At 73.1% G+C, this 17,383-nt stretch carries 19 protein-coding genes; 7 read left to right on the plus strand and 12 right to left on the minus strand.

Annotated elements, in window-relative coordinates; all coding sequences use genetic code 11:
• Positions 1-98 precede the first annotated feature (98 nt).
• Positions 99-803 carry a B3/4 domain-containing protein gene (locus CFP66_RS00205; protein ID WP_158227985.1) on the minus strand — a complete coding sequence of 235 codons (705 nt, stop codon included), beginning with the start codon at positions 801-803 and terminating at the stop codon, positions 99-101.
• 55 nt (positions 804-858) lie between these two features.
• On the opposite strand from CFP66_RS00205, the gene CFP66_RS00210 reads away from it, so the two are divergent.
• Entirely contained in the window at positions 859-2,265 is a 1,407-nt protein-coding gene (locus CFP66_RS00210; protein WP_094919723.1) for a PLP-dependent aminotransferase family protein, read from the plus strand.
• A gap of 31 nt (positions 2,266-2,296) precedes the next feature.
• Here CFP66_RS00210 and CFP66_RS00215 read toward each other — a convergent pair whose 3' ends face one another.
• Genes CFP66_RS00215 through CFP66_RS00225 form a run of 3 tightly spaced genes read right to left on the minus strand, consistent with a single transcriptional unit; the run spans position 2,297 to position 5,433 of the window.
• Positions 2,297-3,136 carry a carbohydrate ABC transporter permease gene (locus CFP66_RS00215; protein ID WP_233159020.1) on the minus strand — a complete coding sequence of 280 codons (840 nt, stop codon included), beginning with the start codon at positions 3,134-3,136 and terminating at the stop codon, positions 2,297-2,299.
• Entirely contained in the window at positions 3,129-4,106 is a 978-nt protein-coding gene (locus CFP66_RS00220) for a carbohydrate ABC transporter permease (RefSeq protein WP_233159021.1), read from the minus strand. The genes CFP66_RS00215 and CFP66_RS00220 overlap by 8 nt, the downstream gene beginning before the upstream one ends.
• 10 nt (positions 4,107-4,116) lie before the next feature.
• On the minus strand, positions 4,117-5,433 hold the full coding sequence (locus tag CFP66_RS00225) for an ABC transporter substrate-binding protein (protein ID WP_233159022.1): 1,317 nt from the start codon (positions 5,431-5,433) through the stop codon (positions 4,117-4,119).
• A 242-nt stretch (positions 5,434-5,675) separates the two neighbouring features.
• Between CFP66_RS00225 and CFP66_RS00230 the strand changes: the two genes are divergently transcribed.
• Positions 5,676-6,791: an NAD(P)/FAD-dependent oxidoreductase gene (locus CFP66_RS00230; protein ID WP_094919725.1), complete on the plus strand. Its 1,116-nt coding sequence runs from the start codon at positions 5,676-5,678 to the stop codon at positions 6,789-6,791.
• 24 nt (positions 6,792-6,815) lie between these two features.
• On the opposite strand, the gene CFP66_RS00235 is transcribed toward CFP66_RS00230, so the two are convergent.
• Genes CFP66_RS00235 through CFP66_RS00250 form a run of 4 tightly spaced genes read right to left on the minus strand, consistent with a single transcriptional unit; the run spans position 6,816 to position 9,353 of the window.
• Positions 6,816-7,610 carry an SCO1664 family protein gene (locus CFP66_RS00235; RefSeq protein ID WP_094921296.1) on the minus strand — a complete coding sequence of 265 codons (795 nt, stop codon included), beginning with the start codon at positions 7,608-7,610 and terminating at the stop codon, positions 6,816-6,818.
• Positions 7,611-7,623: 13 nt separating this feature from the next.
• Positions 7,624-8,190 (minus strand): DUF3090 domain-containing protein, encoded by a 567-nt coding sequence (locus CFP66_RS00240; protein ID WP_094919726.1) that lies wholly within the window; start codon positions 8,188-8,190, stop codon positions 7,624-7,626.
• A 49-nt stretch (positions 8,191-8,239) separates the two neighbouring features.
• Positions 8,240-8,947, minus strand: coding sequence for a histidine phosphatase family protein (locus tag CFP66_RS00245; protein WP_094919727.1), 708 nt, complete (start codon positions 8,945-8,947; stop codon positions 8,240-8,242).
• Positions 8,948-8,957: 10 nt separating this feature from the next.
• Positions 8,958-9,353 (minus strand): helix-turn-helix domain-containing protein, encoded by a 396-nt coding sequence (locus CFP66_RS00250; RefSeq protein ID WP_198961169.1) that lies wholly within the window; start codon positions 9,351-9,353, stop codon positions 8,958-8,960.
• 90 nt (positions 9,354-9,443) lie between these two features.
• Here CFP66_RS00250 and CFP66_RS00255 point away from each other — a divergent pair, with 90 nt between their 5' ends.
• Entirely contained in the window at positions 9,444-10,283 is an 840-nt protein-coding gene (locus CFP66_RS00255; RefSeq protein WP_094919728.1) for an NAD(P)H-binding protein, read from the plus strand.
• Here the strand turns inward: CFP66_RS00255 and CFP66_RS00260 are convergent, their stop codons facing one another.
• Positions 10,284-11,105, minus strand: a complete 822-nt coding sequence (locus tag CFP66_RS00260) for an undecaprenyl-diphosphate phosphatase (RefSeq protein ID WP_198961170.1) — start codon at positions 11,103-11,105, stop codon at positions 10,284-10,286.
• A gap of 88 nt (positions 11,106-11,193) precedes the next feature.
• On the opposite strand from CFP66_RS00260, the gene CFP66_RS00265 reads away from it, so the two are divergent.
• On the plus strand, positions 11,194-12,138 hold the full coding sequence (locus tag CFP66_RS00265) for an aldo/keto reductase (protein ID WP_094919729.1): 945 nt from the start codon (positions 11,194-11,196) through the stop codon (positions 12,136-12,138).
• A 98-nt stretch (positions 12,139-12,236) separates the two neighbouring features.
• Entirely contained in the window at positions 12,237-12,476 is a 240-nt protein-coding gene (locus CFP66_RS00270) for a DUF5703 family protein (protein WP_094919730.1), read from the plus strand.
• A 4-nt stretch (positions 12,477-12,480) separates the two neighbouring features.
• Here CFP66_RS00270 and CFP66_RS00275 read toward each other — a convergent pair whose 3' ends face one another.
• Positions 12,481-13,329 (minus strand): helix-turn-helix domain-containing protein, encoded by an 849-nt coding sequence (locus CFP66_RS00275; RefSeq protein ID WP_369804938.1) that lies wholly within the window; start codon positions 13,327-13,329, stop codon positions 12,481-12,483.
• A 101-nt stretch (positions 13,330-13,430) separates the two neighbouring features.
• On the opposite strand from CFP66_RS00275, the gene CFP66_RS00280 reads away from it, so the two are divergent.
• Complete coding sequence (locus tag CFP66_RS00280; protein ID WP_094919732.1) at positions 13,431-14,312, plus strand: aldo/keto reductase family oxidoreductase; 882 nt, start codon at positions 13,431-13,433, stop codon at positions 14,310-14,312.
• A 66-nt stretch (positions 14,313-14,378) separates the two neighbouring features.
• On the opposite strand, the gene CFP66_RS00285 is transcribed toward CFP66_RS00280, so the two are convergent.
• Both CFP66_RS00285 and CFP66_RS00290 read right to left on the minus strand, forming a co-directional pair.
• Positions 14,379-15,140 (minus strand): SDR family oxidoreductase, encoded by a 762-nt coding sequence (locus CFP66_RS00285; RefSeq protein ID WP_094919733.1) that lies wholly within the window; start codon positions 15,138-15,140, stop codon positions 14,379-14,381.
• Positions 15,140-16,456 carry a M20/M25/M40 family metallo-hydrolase gene (locus tag CFP66_RS00290; RefSeq protein WP_094919734.1) on the minus strand — a complete coding sequence of 439 codons (1,317 nt, stop codon included), beginning with the start codon at positions 16,454-16,456 and terminating at the stop codon, positions 15,140-15,142. The genes CFP66_RS00285 and CFP66_RS00290 overlap by 1 nt, the downstream gene beginning before the upstream one ends.
• A gap of 101 nt (positions 16,457-16,557) precedes the next feature.
• Here CFP66_RS00290 and CFP66_RS00295 point away from each other — a divergent pair, with 101 nt between their 5' ends.
• Positions 16,558-17,379, plus strand: a complete 822-nt coding sequence (locus CFP66_RS00295) for an SAM-dependent methyltransferase (protein ID WP_094919735.1) — start codon at positions 16,558-16,560, stop codon at positions 17,377-17,379.
• The last annotated feature ends 4 nt before the right edge of the window (positions 17,380-17,383 follow it).

Here is a 17,383-nt window from a genome sequence, read left to right on the forward strand (position 1 = left end):
GTGTTCCTCCGTGCCCGCTGGTGCGATCTGGTGGCTCCGACGGTAGCCCCGCCGGAGGGGGCGGTGGGGCCCCCAGCGTGGCCCTGTCGATCCCAGGATCACCCGGTCACGGCCGGTTGACGCGCCGACAACCCGTACGTGGTGACGCGCGACGCGGGCCGGAATCGCGCCAGGAGCGCGACCAGCTCCTCCCGCGCCGCTGCGACGTCCGCCTCCGCGCCCTCGTGCAGCCCTTCGACGATCACGAGCGCCTCGCGCGTGCCGGGTCGCGCCGCGCTCTGCGCGCTCTGGCGCCAGCACCAGCGGCGCGCGCAGGCGACCTCCTCGCGGTCGACGAACACCACCTCGCCGGGTTCGGGCGTCCCGGCCGGAGCACCACCGAGGTCGGTGAACGGCTCGGACCCGGTGGCGAACCGGACGGTGATCGGCGCGGCGACCCCGGCGAGGTCCACCACGGCGACCGGGAGCGCGTAGCGGATCGAGACGAGGTTGCCGATGTCGACGAGAGCGTTCACGGACGGCAGCTCGCCGTGGCGGCTCAGGCGTCGCAGCAGCGCCTCCGCAGCGCAGCGGTACTGCGTGGGCTTCGCCCCGAACCCGGCGAAGGCCCGGCGCCACGCCGCGATCGGGGGCAACGCGGCGATCGGTGTGGTCACGAGGCGCTGCGCGACCTCCGACTGCGCGGCGCGGTAGCGATCGCCGAGCGCCGGCGACGCGGGGGCGTCCGGGATCCCCTCGAGGTGGACGACGCCGGCGTGGATCGTCGGGTACCGCTCGAGGACGGCGCGGTCGTATCGGAACACGTGCGGGGTCTCCTGTCTCCGGTGGTCCCGCCGACCGTAGGAGCAGACTGGTCCCGTGACGGAGTCCACCGCAGCCACGATCGACGGGACCAATTCGGGGTTGCGCCTCGAGCTCGGGGACATCAGGGAGCACGGCGCGCGCGACCTGGCCGGCGGCCTCGCCGAGGCGCTGCGGCGTGCCGTCCGCGGCGGGAGGCTGCCCGCGGGCACCCGGCTGCCGGCGTCCCGGAGCCTGGCCGCGGACCTGGAGGTGTCCCGGGGCGTGGTGGTCCGGGCCTACGAACAGCTGGTGGCCGAGGGGTACCTGCACGCGCACACCGGACGCGGCACGGTGGTCAGCGAGGTCCACACCGCGGCGGGCGGGACGCCACCGCCGGTGCGGCCGTTCGAACCGGGCAACCCGGGAGTCCCCGCGCTCGGCTCGTTCCCGCGCGCGGAGTGGCTGCGGGCGCTGGAGACGGCGATGCGGTCCCTGCCCGACGCCGAACTGGGCTACGGGGACCCGCGCGGCCACCCCCGCCTGCGCCGCGCGCTCGCCGCCTACCTCGGCCGCACCCGCGCCGTCGTGGCGCCGCTGGACCGCATCGTCGTCACCGGCGGGTACGCGCAGGCGGCGCGGCTCGCGGCCGAGGCGCTGGTGCGCCACGGCGTGCCCGGCGTCGGTGTCGAGGACCCCGGTTCGGTCGGGGTGGTCGAGACGCTGCGGGTCGGCGGGCTCACCACCACCCCGATCCCCGTGGACGAGCACGGGATCGACGTCGCCGCGCTCGCCGCAACCGGCCTGCGCGCGGTGTCGGTGACCCCCGCGCACCAGTTCCCGACGGGCGCCGTGCTGGCCCCCGCCCGGCGGACCGCGCTGCTCGAGTGGGCCGCGGAGCGCGACGCGATGGTGATCGAGGACGACTACGACGCCGAGTACCGCTACGACCGCTCCCCCGTCGGGGCGCTGCAGGGCCTCGCCCCGGACCGCGTCCTCTACGGCGGGAGCATCTCCAAGACCCTCGCCCCGGGCCTGCGGCTCGGCTGGCTGGTGGCCCCCGCCCGGCTCGCCACGACCCTCACCGAGCTCAAGCACTCGGCCGACATCGCCGAACCGGTGCTCGACCAGGTGGCGCTCGCGGTGTTCCTCGAGACCGGGGCGCTGGACCGGCACATCCGCCGCATGGCCGCGCGCTACGCCGCCCGTCGCCGCGCGCTGCTCACCGCCGTCGACCGGCACCTGCCCGGCTGGAGCGTCACCGGCGTCGCCGCGGGCCTGCACGCCGTGCTGGTGCCGGCCCGCCCGGTGCCGAGCGACGCGCTGGAGGCGATGGCGCACGCCCCCGGCGGCCTGGCCGCGATCCCGCTGGCCGCCTACGCGCAGGCGGTCCGGCCCCGGCCGGGCCTGGTCGTCGGCTACGGCGCGGTGACCACCGACCGGATCGAGCGCGGCATCGCCGCGATGGCCGCCGCCGCTCCCTGACGGCCACCTCGGTGTGCGAGCGCCTCGGTGGCTACTTCACCGCGCCCGCCGTCAGCCCCTGCACCAGGTACTTCTGCAGGAACAGGAACCCGACCACGATCGGCGCGCTGACCACGAGGGACGCGGCCATGATCTCGTTCCAGAAGACGCCGGTCTGGTTGGAGTACTCGCGCAGCCCGACGGCGAGGGTGCGGGTGGCGTCGGTGGTCATGACCGAGGCGAACAACGTCTCGCCCCACGCCGTGATGAACGCGTAGATCCCCACGGCGACGATGCCCGGCCGCGCCGCCGGGAGCACCACCCGGAACAGGGCGCCCACCGGCGTGGCGCCGTCCACCTGCGCGGCCTCGTCCAGCTCCCGGGGGATCGTCTCGAAGTAGCCGATCAGCATCCAGATCGCGAACGGCAGCGAGAACGTCAGGTAGGTGATGATCAGCGCCTCGCGGCTGCCCGCGAACTCCAGCCCGGTGGCCCGGCCGAGGTTCACGAAGATCAGGAACAGCGGCAGCAGGAACAGGATGCCCGGGAACATCTGCGTGGACAGCACCGTGAGCCGGAAGACCTCACGGCCGGCGAACCGGTACCGGTTCACCGCGTAGGCGGCGAAGATCGCGATGGCCACCGACAGCACGGTGGCGCACACGGCCACCACGATGCTGTTCAGGAAGTAGCGGGCCAGCGGGATCGTCGACCAGATGTCCACGAACGGCCGCAGCGTGACCGTGCTCGGGACCCACCGGAACGGGCCCTGCACGTCGGCGAGCGGCTTGACCGCCGAGGACACCATGACGAACAGCGGCGCGAGCGTGAACAGCAGCAGCAGGGTCAGCCCGACCGCGCGGACCACCCGGAACGCGCGCGACTCAGGCACGGCGTGACCTCCTCGACGTGACGGCCAGGTACACCAGCGTGACGACCAGCAGGAACAGCAGCAGCAAGACCGACATCGCGGCGCCGAGGCCGAAGTTCCAGGTGATGAACGAGCTCTGGTAGATGTGGATCGAGATCAGGTTCGCCGACGCGGGCACCGACTCGGCGAACAGGATGTAGGGCACGTTGAAGTCGTTGAACGTCCAGAGGAACAGCACGAGCACCAGCACCTGGTTCACCGGCGCCAGCATCGGCAGCGTGAGGCGGCGGAACTGGGTCCAGCGGCTCGCGCCGTCCACCGACGCCGCCTCGTAGACGTCGGTGGGGATCGACTGCAGGCCCGCCATGAGCGTCAGCAGCGCGAACGGCCACAGGTGCCACACCGACACCAGCAGGATGCTGACGAAGGCCATGTCGCCCAGCAGCCAGAACGTGCCGCCGTCGGTGATCCCGAGGCCGCCGAGCACGGCGTTGATCATCCCGTTGTCGCGGCCGAACATGAACTTCCAGGTGATCACCGCCGCGTAGACGGGCAGCGCGTACGGGATCAGGAACACGGTGCGCAGCACGGCCCGGCCGCGGAAGCGGCTCTGCAGCATCGTGGCGGCGAAGATCCCGAACAGCCACGAGATCGCGACGCTCAGCACGGCGAAGGCCACCGTCACCGCGAACGACGAGAGCAGCGCCGCGCCCGCCTCGCCGCTGAGGTCCACGGCCACGCGGTAGTTGGTCAGGCCGTTCCACGGCGCGCTGAACCACTCGCGCAGGGAGTACAGGTCCAGCTGCCGGAAGCTGTTCACGGTGCCCGCGATCATCGGGACGACGTGCACCAGCAGCTCGAACACCAGCGCGGGCAGCAGCAACAGGTAGGGCAGGAAGCGCGGCGCGACGGTGCGCCGCCCGCGCGGCGGCGGCGGGACGGGTTCGAGGTCCCGGCTGAGGGTCGGGTTCGGGGTCGGGGTTGCGGTCACCGTGTCCCCCTCAGCTCGTGCTGCCGCGGAGGCTGGTCTCGGCCCCGGCCAGCGCGTCGCGGATGGCCTGCTCGTCGATCTGCTCGCCGGTGGCCGCGCGGCCGAACAGGTCGCGCATGGCGTTGCCGACGGTCGACTCGAACTCGGCCTCGTTCGTGATCAGCGGCATCGGCGCCGCGGTCTCGGCCAGCACGCCGCGGTACAGCTCGGTGGCCGGGTCCGGGGCGGCCGCGCCGGGGTCCTCGCGCAGCACGGGCAGCGAGCCGAACGCCTCGTTGAGGATCTCCTGCTCCTCGGGGCCGGTGAGGAACTCGATCAGCTCCAGCGCCCCGGCGTGGTTGTCGCCGTCCACCATCGCGGCGATGTTGATGCCCGCCACGTGGCTGTTGATCGCCCTCCCGCCGGGCGGCAGCGGGTCGAGGATCGGCATCGGCGCGATGCCGTACTCGTCGGGGGTCATGCCGTTCTTCTCCAGGGTGGCGGCGGCGTTGTTCTGGGCCATGAACATCCCCGCCTTCCCGGCCGCGAACGCCGCGCCCGCCTCCTGCGTGGTGGACTGCTCGGCGTCACTGGGGCTCGCCAGACCCTGCACGGCCAGGAGGTCGAGGTACTGCTTGACGGCGGCCACGATCGTGGGCTGCGTGAACTGCGGCTCCCCTGCGGCGTCGAAGAAGTCGCCGCCGTGCTGCTGGCCGAAGATGAACGCGAAGTGCGCGTTCTCCGTGTAGCTCGCGCCGCTCAGCGTCACGCCCCAGCGGTCCGCGGCCGGGTCGGTCAGGCGCTGCGCCGCGGTGAGGAACTCCGCCCACGTCCGCGGCGGTTGCAGGCCGGCCTCGGCGAACATCTGCTTGTTGTAGAAGAGGCCGTAGGCCAGGCCGTAGAGCGGGACGGACGTCGGCACCTGCCCGGGCGCCCCGGACGCGCTGATGCTGGTCTCGAGGAACTTGTCGAGGCCCCCGATCGCCTCCGCCGCCTCCCCCTCGAACGGGATCAGCCCGCCGGTGGCCTGCAGCGACACCGACCAGGTGTTGCCGATGTTGACCACGTCGGGCCCGGTGCCCGACACGGTGGCCGAGAGCAACCGGTTGAGCAGGTCGCTCCAGCTGATCACCTGCAGGTCCACGGTGATCCCGGTGCGCTGCCGGAACTTCTCCAGCTCCGGCCGGAGGATCTCGTAGTCGGCCTGCACGCTGGTGGCCTGGTTGCTGGCCCAGTAGGTGAGCGTGTTCGGGTCGTCGTCGGGCACGAGCGTGCAGCCGGTCAGCGCGGCCGCGGCGACGACGGCGGCGGTGACCCCGGCGACGGCCCGCCGCCATGACGCCCTCACGGCCCCGCCTCCACGCCAGAAGTGAACCGGTTCATCAGACGGTGCATGCGACCCCCACATCGCGGTCGGGATGACGGTGGCGCCCCCGTCGGCGCCGGCACCCCTTCCTCCCCATGCTGGGCCACGCGACGCCGTACCGCCAGAGGGAGCAGCCGACCCGACGCACGTGGCCCAGGTCATAGCCTCGACTTGTCACGAGCGCGCACGTCCGGCCGTCCTGTGTGCGACGAGAGGAGCACGTCGTGACACCACATCGCATCGTCGTCCTCGGCGCCGGCTACGCGGGGCAGATCGTCGCCAAGCAGGCGGCGCGACGCACCGCAGCGCAGGTGACGCTGGTCAACACGCGGGACTTCTTCGTGGAGCGGGTGCGCCTGCACCAGCTCGCGGCCGGCCAGCCGCTCTGCGAGGTCCCGATCCGGGACCTCCTGCGCGGCACGGGCGTCGAGCTCGTCGTGGACCTGGCCACCGGCATCGACGCGGCGCGGCGCACCGTGCAGCTCGCGCAGGCGGAGCAGCCGCTGCCCTACGACACGCTGGTCTACGCGCTGGGCAGCCAGGCCGACACGGACGGCGTGGCCGGGGCCGCCGTGCACGCGCACACCGTCGCCGGTCCCGCGGAGGCGCTGGCGCTGCGCGACCAGCTGCGCGAGGCGTCGACCGTCGCGGTGGTCGGAGGCGGCCTGACCGGCATCGAGACCGCCGCCGAGCTGGCCGAGAACCGTCCCGAGCTGAAGGTCCGGCTGGTGACCAGCGGGCTCCTCGGCGGCGCCCTGTCCCAGCGCGGCCGGCGGCACCTGCAGCGCGCGTTCACCCGACTCGGCGTCGACGTGCAGGACCACGCCGACGTCACCGCGGTGCGCGACGACGGCGTGCTGCTCGCCGACGGCCGGCACGTCGCCGCCGACACCGTCGTCTGGACGACCGGGTTCCGGGTGCCGCCACTGGCGGCCGAGGCCGGGTTCGCCGTCGACCGCAGCGGGCGGATGCTCGTCGACGCCACCCTGCGCTCGGTCTCCCACCCCGAGGTCTACGGCGTCGGCGACGCGGCGGCCGCGCACCGGCCGGGCGGGCAGGAGCTGCGGATGGCGTGCGCCACCGGGATGCCGGCCGCGAGCCGGGCCGTCGTGGCGATCTCCGACCGGCTGGCCGGGCGGGAGCCACGGTCCCTGCGGTTCCGCTACGTCAACCAGTGCATCAGCCTCGGCCGCCACGACGGGCTCATCCAGTTCGTCGACGCCGACGACGCCCCGCGCGAGGCGGTGCTGACGGGCCTCCTCGCCGCGCTGTACAAGGAGGCGATCGTGCGCGGCGCGCTGCAGGCGCAGCGCACCCCGGCCCTGCTCATGGGCGCGTAGGCGATCAAGATCGGTGTTGGATCGTCAGAAGGCCGGCCACGGGATCGCCGGGCCGTAGCCGGACGGCTCGGGGTAGCAGCCCTCGTCGAGCAGGCGCTCGACGCGGCGGGCCAGCGTGCGCAACTCCCGGCGGGTGATGTGCTCGGCCAGCTCGCTGCCCAGCGCGCCCCCGAGCCCGGTGCGCAGCCGTTCCAGGTTCTCGACCACCGGGCGGGGCAGCGGCTTGCCGACCCACCCCCACAGGACGGTGCGCAGCTTGTCCTCGGTGTGCAGGCACAGGCCGTGGTCCACGCCGTAGACGTTGCCCTCGACGCCGGCGAGGACGTGCCCGCCCTTGCGGTCGGCGTTGTTCGCGACGACGTCGAACGCGGCCATGACCTGCAGCTCCGGGGCGTCGGCGTGCACGAGCACGGCCGGCTCACCGCCCTCGCCACGGGCGCGCAACACGCCGATCCACCCCTGCGGCACGTCCGCGGGGGCGCAGACGTCCACGAGCTCGCGTTCCGCGTCCGTGTCCACCCAGACCTGCACCATGCCGGGACCGAACGGGCCGTCGCGCAGCACCGTGGGCGGCACGACGTGGAACCCGGCCGCCTCGGAGATCAGGTAGGCGCCCACCTCGCGCCCGGCGAGCGTGCCGTCCGGGAAGTCCCAGAGCGGGCGCTCCCCGCGCACCGGCTTGTAGACGCACTCCGCCTCGAGGCCGTCGAGGGTGATGGCGCCGAACAGGGTGGCGTTCGAGGCATCGACGAGCCGCCCCGTGATCTCGATCCGGCCGTGCCGCAGCAATCCCGGCACGGCCGGGTCTCGAGGCTCCAACACCGCCCTCGCGTCAGTCCTCGATGGGGGAACGCTGGTGGTACCCGTTGAGCCGCACGCACACGTGGCCCTCGGGGTCGAGCGGCTCGGCGCACAGCGGGCACGGCGGGCGGCCCGCGGAGACCACGCGCTCGGCGCGGTCGGCGAACGCCTTCGCCTGCACCGGGGAGAGGAAGACGCGCAGCGCGTCAGGGCCCTCCTCGGTGTCGTCGAGCACGATCGACTCGTCGATCTCCTCCTCGGTGACGGCGAGCAGCTCGACGACCACCGAGCTCGAATCGGCGTCCCAACCCAGCCCCATGGTGCCGACCCGGAACTCCTCCTCGAGCGGCACGGCCAGCGGGTCGAGATCGGTGCCCCCGGCCTCGCCGGGTTCCTCGGAACCGAACCGGCGCGCGACCTCCTGGAGCAGCGCGCTGATCCGATCGGCCAGCACCGAGACCTGCTGCTTCTCGAGCAGCACGCTGATGGTGCGCGCCTCCTGGATGGCCTGGAGGTAGAAGGAGCGGTCGCCGGGCTCGCCGACGGTCCCGGCGACGAAGCGCTCGGGCTGACGGAAGACGTGGATGACGCGTGGCATGGCGCTCCCGAGAGTAGTCCGCCGCGGCCGTCTCGGCACGTCCGTGCCCCTAGGCTCCTGTGTCACCGCCCACTACGGCGTCGGAGCTGCGGGGCGCGGCCTTGCGGCGGCGGCGCTTCGGGGGCGGCGGGATCAGCCCCGCGACGTCACCGCCGAGGTCGTTGACCCGGGCCACGAACGGGCGGGTCTCGGTGTAGTGCACGACGCTGATCGAGCCCGGGTCCACGACGATGCGCTGGAAGTTGTCCAGGTGGGTGGCCAGCGCGTCGGCCAGCACCGCCTTGATCACGTCGCCGTGGCTGCAGGCCATCCAGACGGCGGCCGGGCCGTGCTGCTCGGCGATCCGCGCGCTGTGCCTGCGGACCGCTGCCACCGCTCGCGCCTGCATGGCGGCCAACCCCTCGCCGCCCGGGAACACCGCGGCCGAGGGGTGCGCCTGCACCACCTTCCACAGCGGCTCCTTGACCAGCGTCTTGAGCTCGCCGCCCGTCCACGAGCCGTAGTCGACCTCGGCGAGCTCCGGCTCCTCGACCGGGGCGAGCCCGCGATCCACGGCCAGGGGCGCCATGGTCTGCGCGCAACGCAGCATCGGCGAGCAGACCATCTCCGCGATCGGCACCCCCGCCAGCCGCCCGACCAGCTTGTCGGCCTGCGCCCGCCCGGTGTCGTCGAGCTCGACGCCCGGGGTGCGGCCGGCGAGCACACCGGTCGCGTTCGCCGCCGATCGGCCGTGGCGGAGCAGGATCAGGGTCGTCACACCATCGAGCCTACGGACCCCGATGGGCGGCGCCCGACGTCGTGCGTCCCTCGTCGTGAACCCGGCGAGCCGCCTCGACCTCGCCGAGGTGAGCCGCCGACCACACCCCCAGCGACGCGAACACCGGCGCCAGGCTGCGCCCGAGCTCGCTGATCTCGTACTCGACCCGCGGCGGCACCTCCGCGTGGTAGGTGCGCAGGACGAGGCCGTCCCGCTCCAGCTGCCGCAACCGCTGGGTCAGCACCTTCGGCGTGATCGTGGCGATGCGCCGCTGCAGCTCCACGAACCGCTGCCGCCCCGACTCGTGGAGCGTCCAGAGGATGGGCGTGGTCCAGCGGCTGAAGACGATGTCGACCACCGGCGCGATCGGACAGGCCGCCTCGGGGCCCGCAGTGGCATCGATCACTCGCCGCCTCCTCCGCCATTACTTTCCTCTAGGTACCTGCTGTGTTCAGGATAGTAGCTTCCCCGGGTACCGCTCGGAGGGAGAAGGAACATGATCGTGGTGACCGGGGCTACCGGGAACGTCGGACGGCCGCTGGTGGAGGCGCTCGCGGCGGCCGGCGAACAGGTGACGGCCGTGTCGCGGCGGGCGCCGGACGCAGGGCTGCCCGATGGCGTCCGGCACCGCCGGGTCGACCTCACCGACCCCGACGGCCTGCGCGGCGTCCTCGACGGCGCCGAGGCCCTGTTCCTGCACGACGGCGGCGTCAGCCACCTGCCGGTGCACGACCACCTCGACGCCGCGAAGGCCGCGGGCGTCCGGCGGGTCGTGCAGCTGTCCTCGCAAGGCGCGCTCACGCGACCGGAGTCGGAGTCCCACGGGAAGGCGCTCCGCTCCTACGAGGAAGCCGCCCGCGGGTCGGGCATGGCGTGGACGATCCTGCGCCCCGGCGGCTTCGACTCCAACGCGTTCGCCTGGGCCGGGTCCGTGCGCACCGAACGGACCGTCGCAGCCCCGTTCGGCGACGTCGGCCTGCCCACCGTCGACCCGGCCGACGTCGCCGGCGTCGCGGTCGCGGCGCTGACGAGCGACGAGCATCTCGGGCAGACCTACGTGTTGACCGGGCCCGCCCGCTGCACACCCCGTGAACAGGCCGCGGCCATCGGTGACGCGGTCGGTGAGCCCGTCACGTTCGTCGAGCTGACCCGCGACCAGGCACTCACCGGGATGCTGCGGTTCATGCCCGAGCCGGTGGCGCAGACGACCCTCGACATCCTCGGCGCACCCACGCCCGTGGAACAGCAGGTCAGCCCGGACGTCGAGCGCGTGCTCGGCCGGGCGCCGCGCAGCTTCGCCGAGTGGGCGGCGCGCAACGTCGCCGCCTACCGGTGATCAGGTCGCGCTGAGCCAACCCGCACCGAGCGCGACGAACAGCAGCGCGCCCAGGGCCACCCGGTACCAGACGAAGAGGTACACGCTGTGCCGCTCGACGTAGCGCAGCAGCCAGGCGATCGAGGCGAACCCGATGGCGAACGCGATGACCGTCGCCACCACCATCTGGGCCCCGGTCGGCCCGTCACCGGCGAACACGTCGGGGAGCTGGAAGATGCCCGACGCCACCACCGCCGGGATCGCCAGCAGGAACGAGTAGCGCACGGCGGCGGGGCGCGTGAAGCCGAGGAACAGCCCGGCGGTGATCGTGCCGCCGGAGCGGGAGACCCCCGGGATCAGCGCCATCGCCTGTGCGAAACCGAGCAGGATGCCGTCGGCGGGCTTCATCTGCTGCAGCTCGACCCGCTGCCGCCCCATCCGCTCGGCCAGCCCGAGCAACAGGCCGAACAGCACCAGCGTGGTCGCGATCAGCCACAGGTTGCGGGCCGCGGTCTGGATCGTGTCCTCGAACAGCACGCCGAGGACGCCGATCGGGATGGTGCCGATGATCACCAGCCAGGCGATCCGGTAGTCCGGGGTGGATCGCACCGCGGCGGAGCGGAAGCCCCGCACCCAGGTCATGAACAGGTGACCGATGTCGCGCGCGAAGTAGACGATCACTGCCGCTTCGGTGCCCAGCTGCGTCACCGCGGTGAATGCGGCGCCCGCGTCGCGCCCGAAGAACACCTCCGACACGATCCGGAGGTGGGCCGACGAGGAGATCGGCAGGAACTCCGTCAGCCCCTGCACGACACCGAGAACGATCACTTCCAGCCACGTCACGGCGCGGACCGTACCGAGCAGCCCCGGCAGCCCGTTCTCTCGGGGCGGAGCGGGGAGGAGGCGATCGCGCACGGCATAGGCTGCATCCGTGCGCCGGGGACGTGTCGGGAGCAGTGGGCTGGAGGTCTCGCAGATCGGGCTGGGCACGATGACCTGGGGGTCCGGTACCGACGTCGACGGAGCCACCGAACAGCTCATCGCGTTCGTCGACGCCGGCGGCACCCTGGTCGAGACGGCCGACGGCTACAGCGACGGCGCAGCCCAGGAGGTCCTCGGGGAGGTGCTCGCCTCGGCCGTCCCGCGGGAGGACCTCGTGCTCGCCGGCCGGGGCACGCTGCCCGGCGGTCCGCTGGGCGACGGCGCGGCGCGCGGTGCCCTGCTCGCCGGGCTGGACGCCACCCTCGCCCGCATCGGCACCGACCACCTCGACCTCTGGCAGCTGCCCGGCTTCGACGCGAACGTGCCGGTGGAGGAGACCCTGTCCGCCGTGCAGATCGCGGTACTGGCGGGCAAGGCCCGCTACGTGGGGCTCGTCGCACCGGCCGGTTGGCAGCTCGCCACCCTCGCCGAACGGGGTCGCTCGATCGGCAGCATCACGGTGCCGGTGTCGGCGCAGGTCGAGTACTCGCTGCTGTGCCGCGACCCCGAGCACGACCTCCTGCCCGCCGCCAATTACCACGGCATCGGGCTGTTGGCCTGGGCGCCGCTGGGCCGCGGCGTGCTCACCGGCAAGTACGCCGACGGCACGCCCGCCGACTCCCGCGCCGCGTCCGCCGAGCTCGCCTCCTACGTCGAGGCCCGCCGCAACGAGCGGTCGGCGCGCATCGTGCAGGCCGTGCTCACGGCCGCCGACGGCCTGGGGACGTCCCCGCTGTCCGTCGCGTTGGCGTGGGTGCGCGACCGGCCCGGCGTCGGTGCCGCGATCGTCGGGGCGCGCGACGTCGCGCAGCTCACGGCGTCGATGGCGGCCGACACGGTGGATCTCCCCGCCGAGATCCGGGCCGCCCTCGACGACGTCAGCGGGCCCGTCTGACCTCTGGCACGCTGCTGTCGGCGCACCTATCGTGGGTGACATTCCACCGGACGTTCACCACGTCGTCAGGTGGCCGCGAGGCGCGAGGAGGTGAGCCGGTGGCGCGTAGCAGGCCGACCGGCAGGGTCGAGGAGGATTCGGTCGACGGGGATTGGGAGTACCGCCCGGTCCAGCTCCCGGGGGACGTGTCCCGGATGACCGCGGCGGTGCGACTGGCGATCCAGGCCGAGTTCGGCGGCTGGGAGCTGTCTCGCGTGCGGCTCTACCCGGGCGGTGTCCGCAAGGTGGTGCTGCGCAGGCGGCGCAGCTCGCGGATGCTGCCGGAGCTCTCCGTCTGAGCCCTCATCCCCGCGATGACGTGCGTGGCTCGCGCAGGACATCGGCGGCGAGCGATCCGAGCAGCCCGAGCGAACTGGCGGTCTCGGAGCCCGGCTCCGCGTGGTAGATCACCAGGAGCTGGCCGTCCGAGTCACCGATCGGGAGCTTCTCGCGGCGCAGTTCCAGCATCCCGACCTCCGGGTGGTGCATCCGCGTCAGCCCGCCCGCGAGCGGCTTGACGTCGTGGCGCGCCCACAGCTGCCGGAACAGCTCGCTCCCCAATGACAGCTCGCCCACCAGCTGCGCGAGCCGCGGGTCGTCGACGTCGGTGCCGAGCGAGCCGCGGAACGCTGCCACCATGCCGCCGATGTACTGCTCCCAGCCGGGGTGCAGATCCTGTTCGGCGGGATCGAGGAACATCGACCGCAGCCGGTTCTCCCCCGGCCGGATCCCCGGGGAGAGCGCCGTCGCGAGGCGGTTCGCGGCGAGCACGTCGAACATCCGGCTCTCGACGAACGCGGGCAGCTCGAGCACGTCGAGCAGCTGCCCGATCCCCGTCGGTACCACCTCGCGGCGCGGCCGCCGCGTCCGCGAGGGCCGGGCGGCGGAAAGGCCCAGCAGGTACTGGGTGGCGGTGGCGTCGAGCCCGAGCACCCGGGCCAGCGCCTCGAGCACCTGCGAGGAGGGGTTGCGGTCGCGTCCCTGCTCGAGCCGCAGGTAGTAGTCGGCGCTGATGCCGGCGAGGGTGGCGACCTCCTCGCGGCGCAGGCCCGGCGTGCGCCGCACGCCCGCGACGTTCAGCCCGGCGTCCGCGGGATCCACCAGCTCTCGGCGGGCCCGCAGGTACTCGCCCAGCGTGTTCGGCCTCGGCACCACCTCATCGTAGGTCGGGTCCGGCGCCCGTTCCTGGTCCCACCACTCCCAGGATCAACGGCCCGCTCCCTTTCGCCGGGCCCGGGACGGACCATGGAGCCATGGCAACCCACGAGCTTCCCGGCGGCCGCTACCGCGTCGCCGACCTCGACCTCACCCGCGTCGGCTACGGCGCCATGCAGCTCGCCGGCCCCGGCGTCTTCGGACCGCCGAAGGACCGCGACGCCGCGGTCGCCGTGCTGCGCGAGGCGGTCGACCTCGGCATCACCCACATCGACACCGCCGACTTCTACGGCCCGCACGTCACCAACGAGATCATCCGCGACGCGCTCGCCCCCTACCCGGACGACCTGCACCTCGTCACGAAGGTCGGCGCCCGCCGCGACGAGAGCGGCGGCTGGCCGCACGCCCGCACCCCCGCCGAGCTGCGCGACCAGGTCCACGACAACCTGCGCAACCTGCAGCTCGATGTCCTCGACGTGGTGAACCTGCGCGTCGGCGGCTTCGACGCACCCGAGCCCGGCTCGATCGCGGAGCAGTTCGGGGCGCTGGCGGAGCTGCGGCAGCAAGGCCTGATCCGCCACCTCGGCCTCAGCACCGTCTCCGCCGACCAGGTGGCCGAGGCGCAGGCCATCGCACCCGTCGTCTGCGTGCAGAACATGTACAACATCGCGCGCCGCGACGACGACGCCCTCGTGGACCTCACCGCGCGGCAGGAGATCGCGTTCGTGCCGTACTTCCCGCTCGGCGGCTTCTCCCCGCTGCAGTCGGACGCGTTGGACGCCGTCGCGAAGCGGCTCGACGCCACACCGATGGCGGTCGCGCTCGCCTGGCTGCTGCAGAGGTCACCGAACATCCTGCTGATCCCCGGCACGTCATCGGTGGCGCACCTGCGGGAGAACGTCGCCGGCGCCGGCCTCGAGCTGTCGGCCGACGCGCTGGCGGACCTGGACGCGATCGGGCAGGCACGCCCCGAGATCTGAAGTATCGGTTGCTCATCGTCGTGATCACAGCAATGGGCAACCGATACCCCGGATCTTGACCCGCGCCTAGTGGTCGGACCAGTCGACGTCGGGTGGGCGGGGCGCGCCGCGCGGACCGGGGACGCCCCGGAACCCGTACGGGGCCGGGTCGCGGCCGGGCTGCACGAACCAGCACTCCCCCGGCTCGCCGCGCTCGAGCACCGACTCGATCGCGGTGGCCACGTCCTCGGCGGTGAGCAGGGGGAAGTCGGCGAACCGGGCCTTGGCCCGCGCGATGAGCGGGGTGTCGGCGAAACCGGGACAGACAGCGTTGACGCGGATCCCGTCGGTCGCCAGCATCGGGGCGGCCGACCGGACGTAGCCGACCACGGCGTGCTTGGTCATCGTGTACAGCGCGTCGCCGGGCATCGCGACCAGGCCGGCCAGCGAGGCGGTGGCGACCACCTGGCCGCCGCCCGCGCGCCGCAGCGCGGGCACGGCGGCGGTGAGCCCGAACACGACGTGGTCCACGTTCACGCCGACGATCCGCCGGTAGGCCTCGAGGTCGAGGTCCGCCACCCCGGACTGGCCCGCGGTGACGCCCGCGTTGAGCAGCACGACGTCCAGCCGGCCGAACGCCTCCTCGACGGCCGCGACGTGCGCCGGCATGCACTCCGGATCGGCCACGTCACCGGTCAACGCGAGGCCGCCCAGCTCGTCGGCGAACGGGGCCTGCACCCGATCGGCGATCGCGACCCGCGCTCCCGCCGCCGCGAGCCGCCGCGCTGCTGCCGCGCCGATACCCGACGCCCCGCCCGTCACCAGGGCGACCTTGCCCGTGAGGTCCATCAGCAGGTCCGCAGGAACCGGTCGAGCACCCGCGCGCCGAACCGCAATGCATCCACCGGCACGCGCTCGTCGATGCCGTGGAAGAGCGAGGCGAAGTCCAGCTCCGGGGGCAGCCGCAGTGGGGCGAAGCCGTAGCAGCGCATGCCGAGGTCCTGGAACGACTTGGCGTCCGTGCCGCCGGAGAGCATGTAGGGCACGGTCTTCGCCGTGGGGTCCTCCTCCCGCAGCGCCGCCGCCATCGCGTCGGTCAGCGCGCCCTCGAACGGCGTCTCGACGGCCGGCAGGTTCTGCACCCACTCGCGCGTGACGTCCGGGCCGAGCAGCTCGTCGACCTCCCGCAGGAACGCCTCCTCGCGGCCGGGCAGCACGCGGCAGTCCACCACCGCCTCGGCGGTGCTGGGGATGACGTTGGCCTTGTAGCCGGCCGAGAGCATCGTCGGGTTGGCGGTGTCGCGGACCGTTGCCCCGACGATCCGCGAGAGCGGCCCGAGCTTCGCGATCGATCCCTCCAGGTCGTCCTCGGGGAACTCCAGCCCGGTGAGCTCCGACATCTGCTCGAGGAACGCGCGCACGGTGTCGGTGAGCACCAGCGGGAACGTGTGGTTGCCCAGCCGGGCGACAGCCTCGGCGACGTGCGTGACGGCGTTGTCGTCGTGCAGGAACGACCCGTGCCCCGGCTTGCCGCGGGCACGCAGCCGCATCCAGGCGATCCCCTTCTCGGCGGCCTCGATGAGGTAGACCCGCTGGTCCTCCCCCAGGGTCATCGAGAACCCGCCCACCTCCCCGACGGCCTCGGTGCACCCCTCGAACAGGTCGGGCCGGTGCTTGGTCAGCCATTGCGCCCCGTAGGAGCCGCCCGCCTCCTCGTCGGCCACGAACGCGAACACGATGTCGCGCGGCGGTACCACGCCGGAGCGCTTGAAGTGGCGCGCCACCGCGAGCGTCATGCCGACCATGTCCTTCATGTCGACCGCGCCCCGGCCCCACACGTAGCCGTCCTGCACCGCCCCGGAGAACGGGTGCACCGACCACTCCGACGCATCGGCAGGCACCACGTCGAGGTGGCCGTGCACCAGCAGGGCCCCGCGCGACGGGTCGGCCCCCTCCAACCGGCAGACGACGTTCGACCGCCCCGGCGCCCCCGACTCGAGCACCTCCACCTCGTACCCGACCTCGGTGAGCTTCGCCGCCACGTACTCGGCGGCCTCCCGCTCCCCGGTGGTGGTCTCGAGGTCACCCGTGTTCGTCGTGTCGATCCGGATGAGCTCGGAGGTCAGTTCGACGACCTCGTCCTCGGCTGCTGCTGGCGTGGTCACGCGGATCTTCCTACCACCGCAGGTCCGGTCGCGGGGCGCGGGAGTTCCGCGCTCGCCGAACGCCTTCCGTCGGCACCCGGCAGCCCCTAGCCTCCGGGGTCATGTCCGACGACGCGCCCGGCGACCCGGCGCTGCTGCCCGCAGAGCTCACGCGAGTACCGAGCTCGGCACGCGTGTGGAACTACTGGCTGGGAGGCAAGGACTACTACGCCGTGGACCGCGACGCCGGTGACACGGTGGCCGCGTCCTACCCCCAGATCGTCACGCTCGCACGCCAGTCGCGGCAGTTCCTGATCCGTGCGGTCCGGACGCTGGCCGGTGAGCTCGGCGTGCGCCAGTTCCTCGACATCGGGACCGGCCTGCCCACCATGCTGAACACGCACGAGGTCGCCCAGGCGATCGCCCCCGACTGCCGGGTCGTCTACGTGGACAACGACCCCATCGTGCTGGCCCACGCCCGCGTACTGCTGGCCAACACGACCGCGGAGGGCCGCACCTCCTACGTCGACGCGGACGTGCACGACCCGGAACGGATCCTCGCCGAGGCCCGCGAGATCCTGGACTTCGATCGGCCCATCGCGGTGATGTTCCTCGGGATGCTCGGCTACGTGGCGGACTTCGACGAGGCGAAGTCCATCGCGACGCGGGTGATGGACGAGGTCGCGCCCGGCAGCTACCTCCTGGTGCGCGACAACACCGACAGCGGTGACGGTGTGCGCGAAGCCGCCGACAACTACGCCAAGAGCGGTGTGGACCCCTACCACCTGCGCACCGTCGCGCAGCTCGGCGAGTACTTCGCCGGCCTCGACCTGGTGGAGCCCGGTGTCGTCCCGGTGGAGCAGTGGCGCCCGGGCGCGGTCGAGCTGGGCGCCACGCACGCCGAGCACACCGGTGACCACGGTGGACTCGGCCGCAAGCCCTGAACGT

The sequence above is a fragment of the Pseudonocardia sp. MH-G8 genome, from assembly GCF_002262885.1.
GTDB lineage: Bacteria > Actinomycetota > Actinomycetes > Mycobacteriales > Pseudonocardiaceae > Pseudonocardia.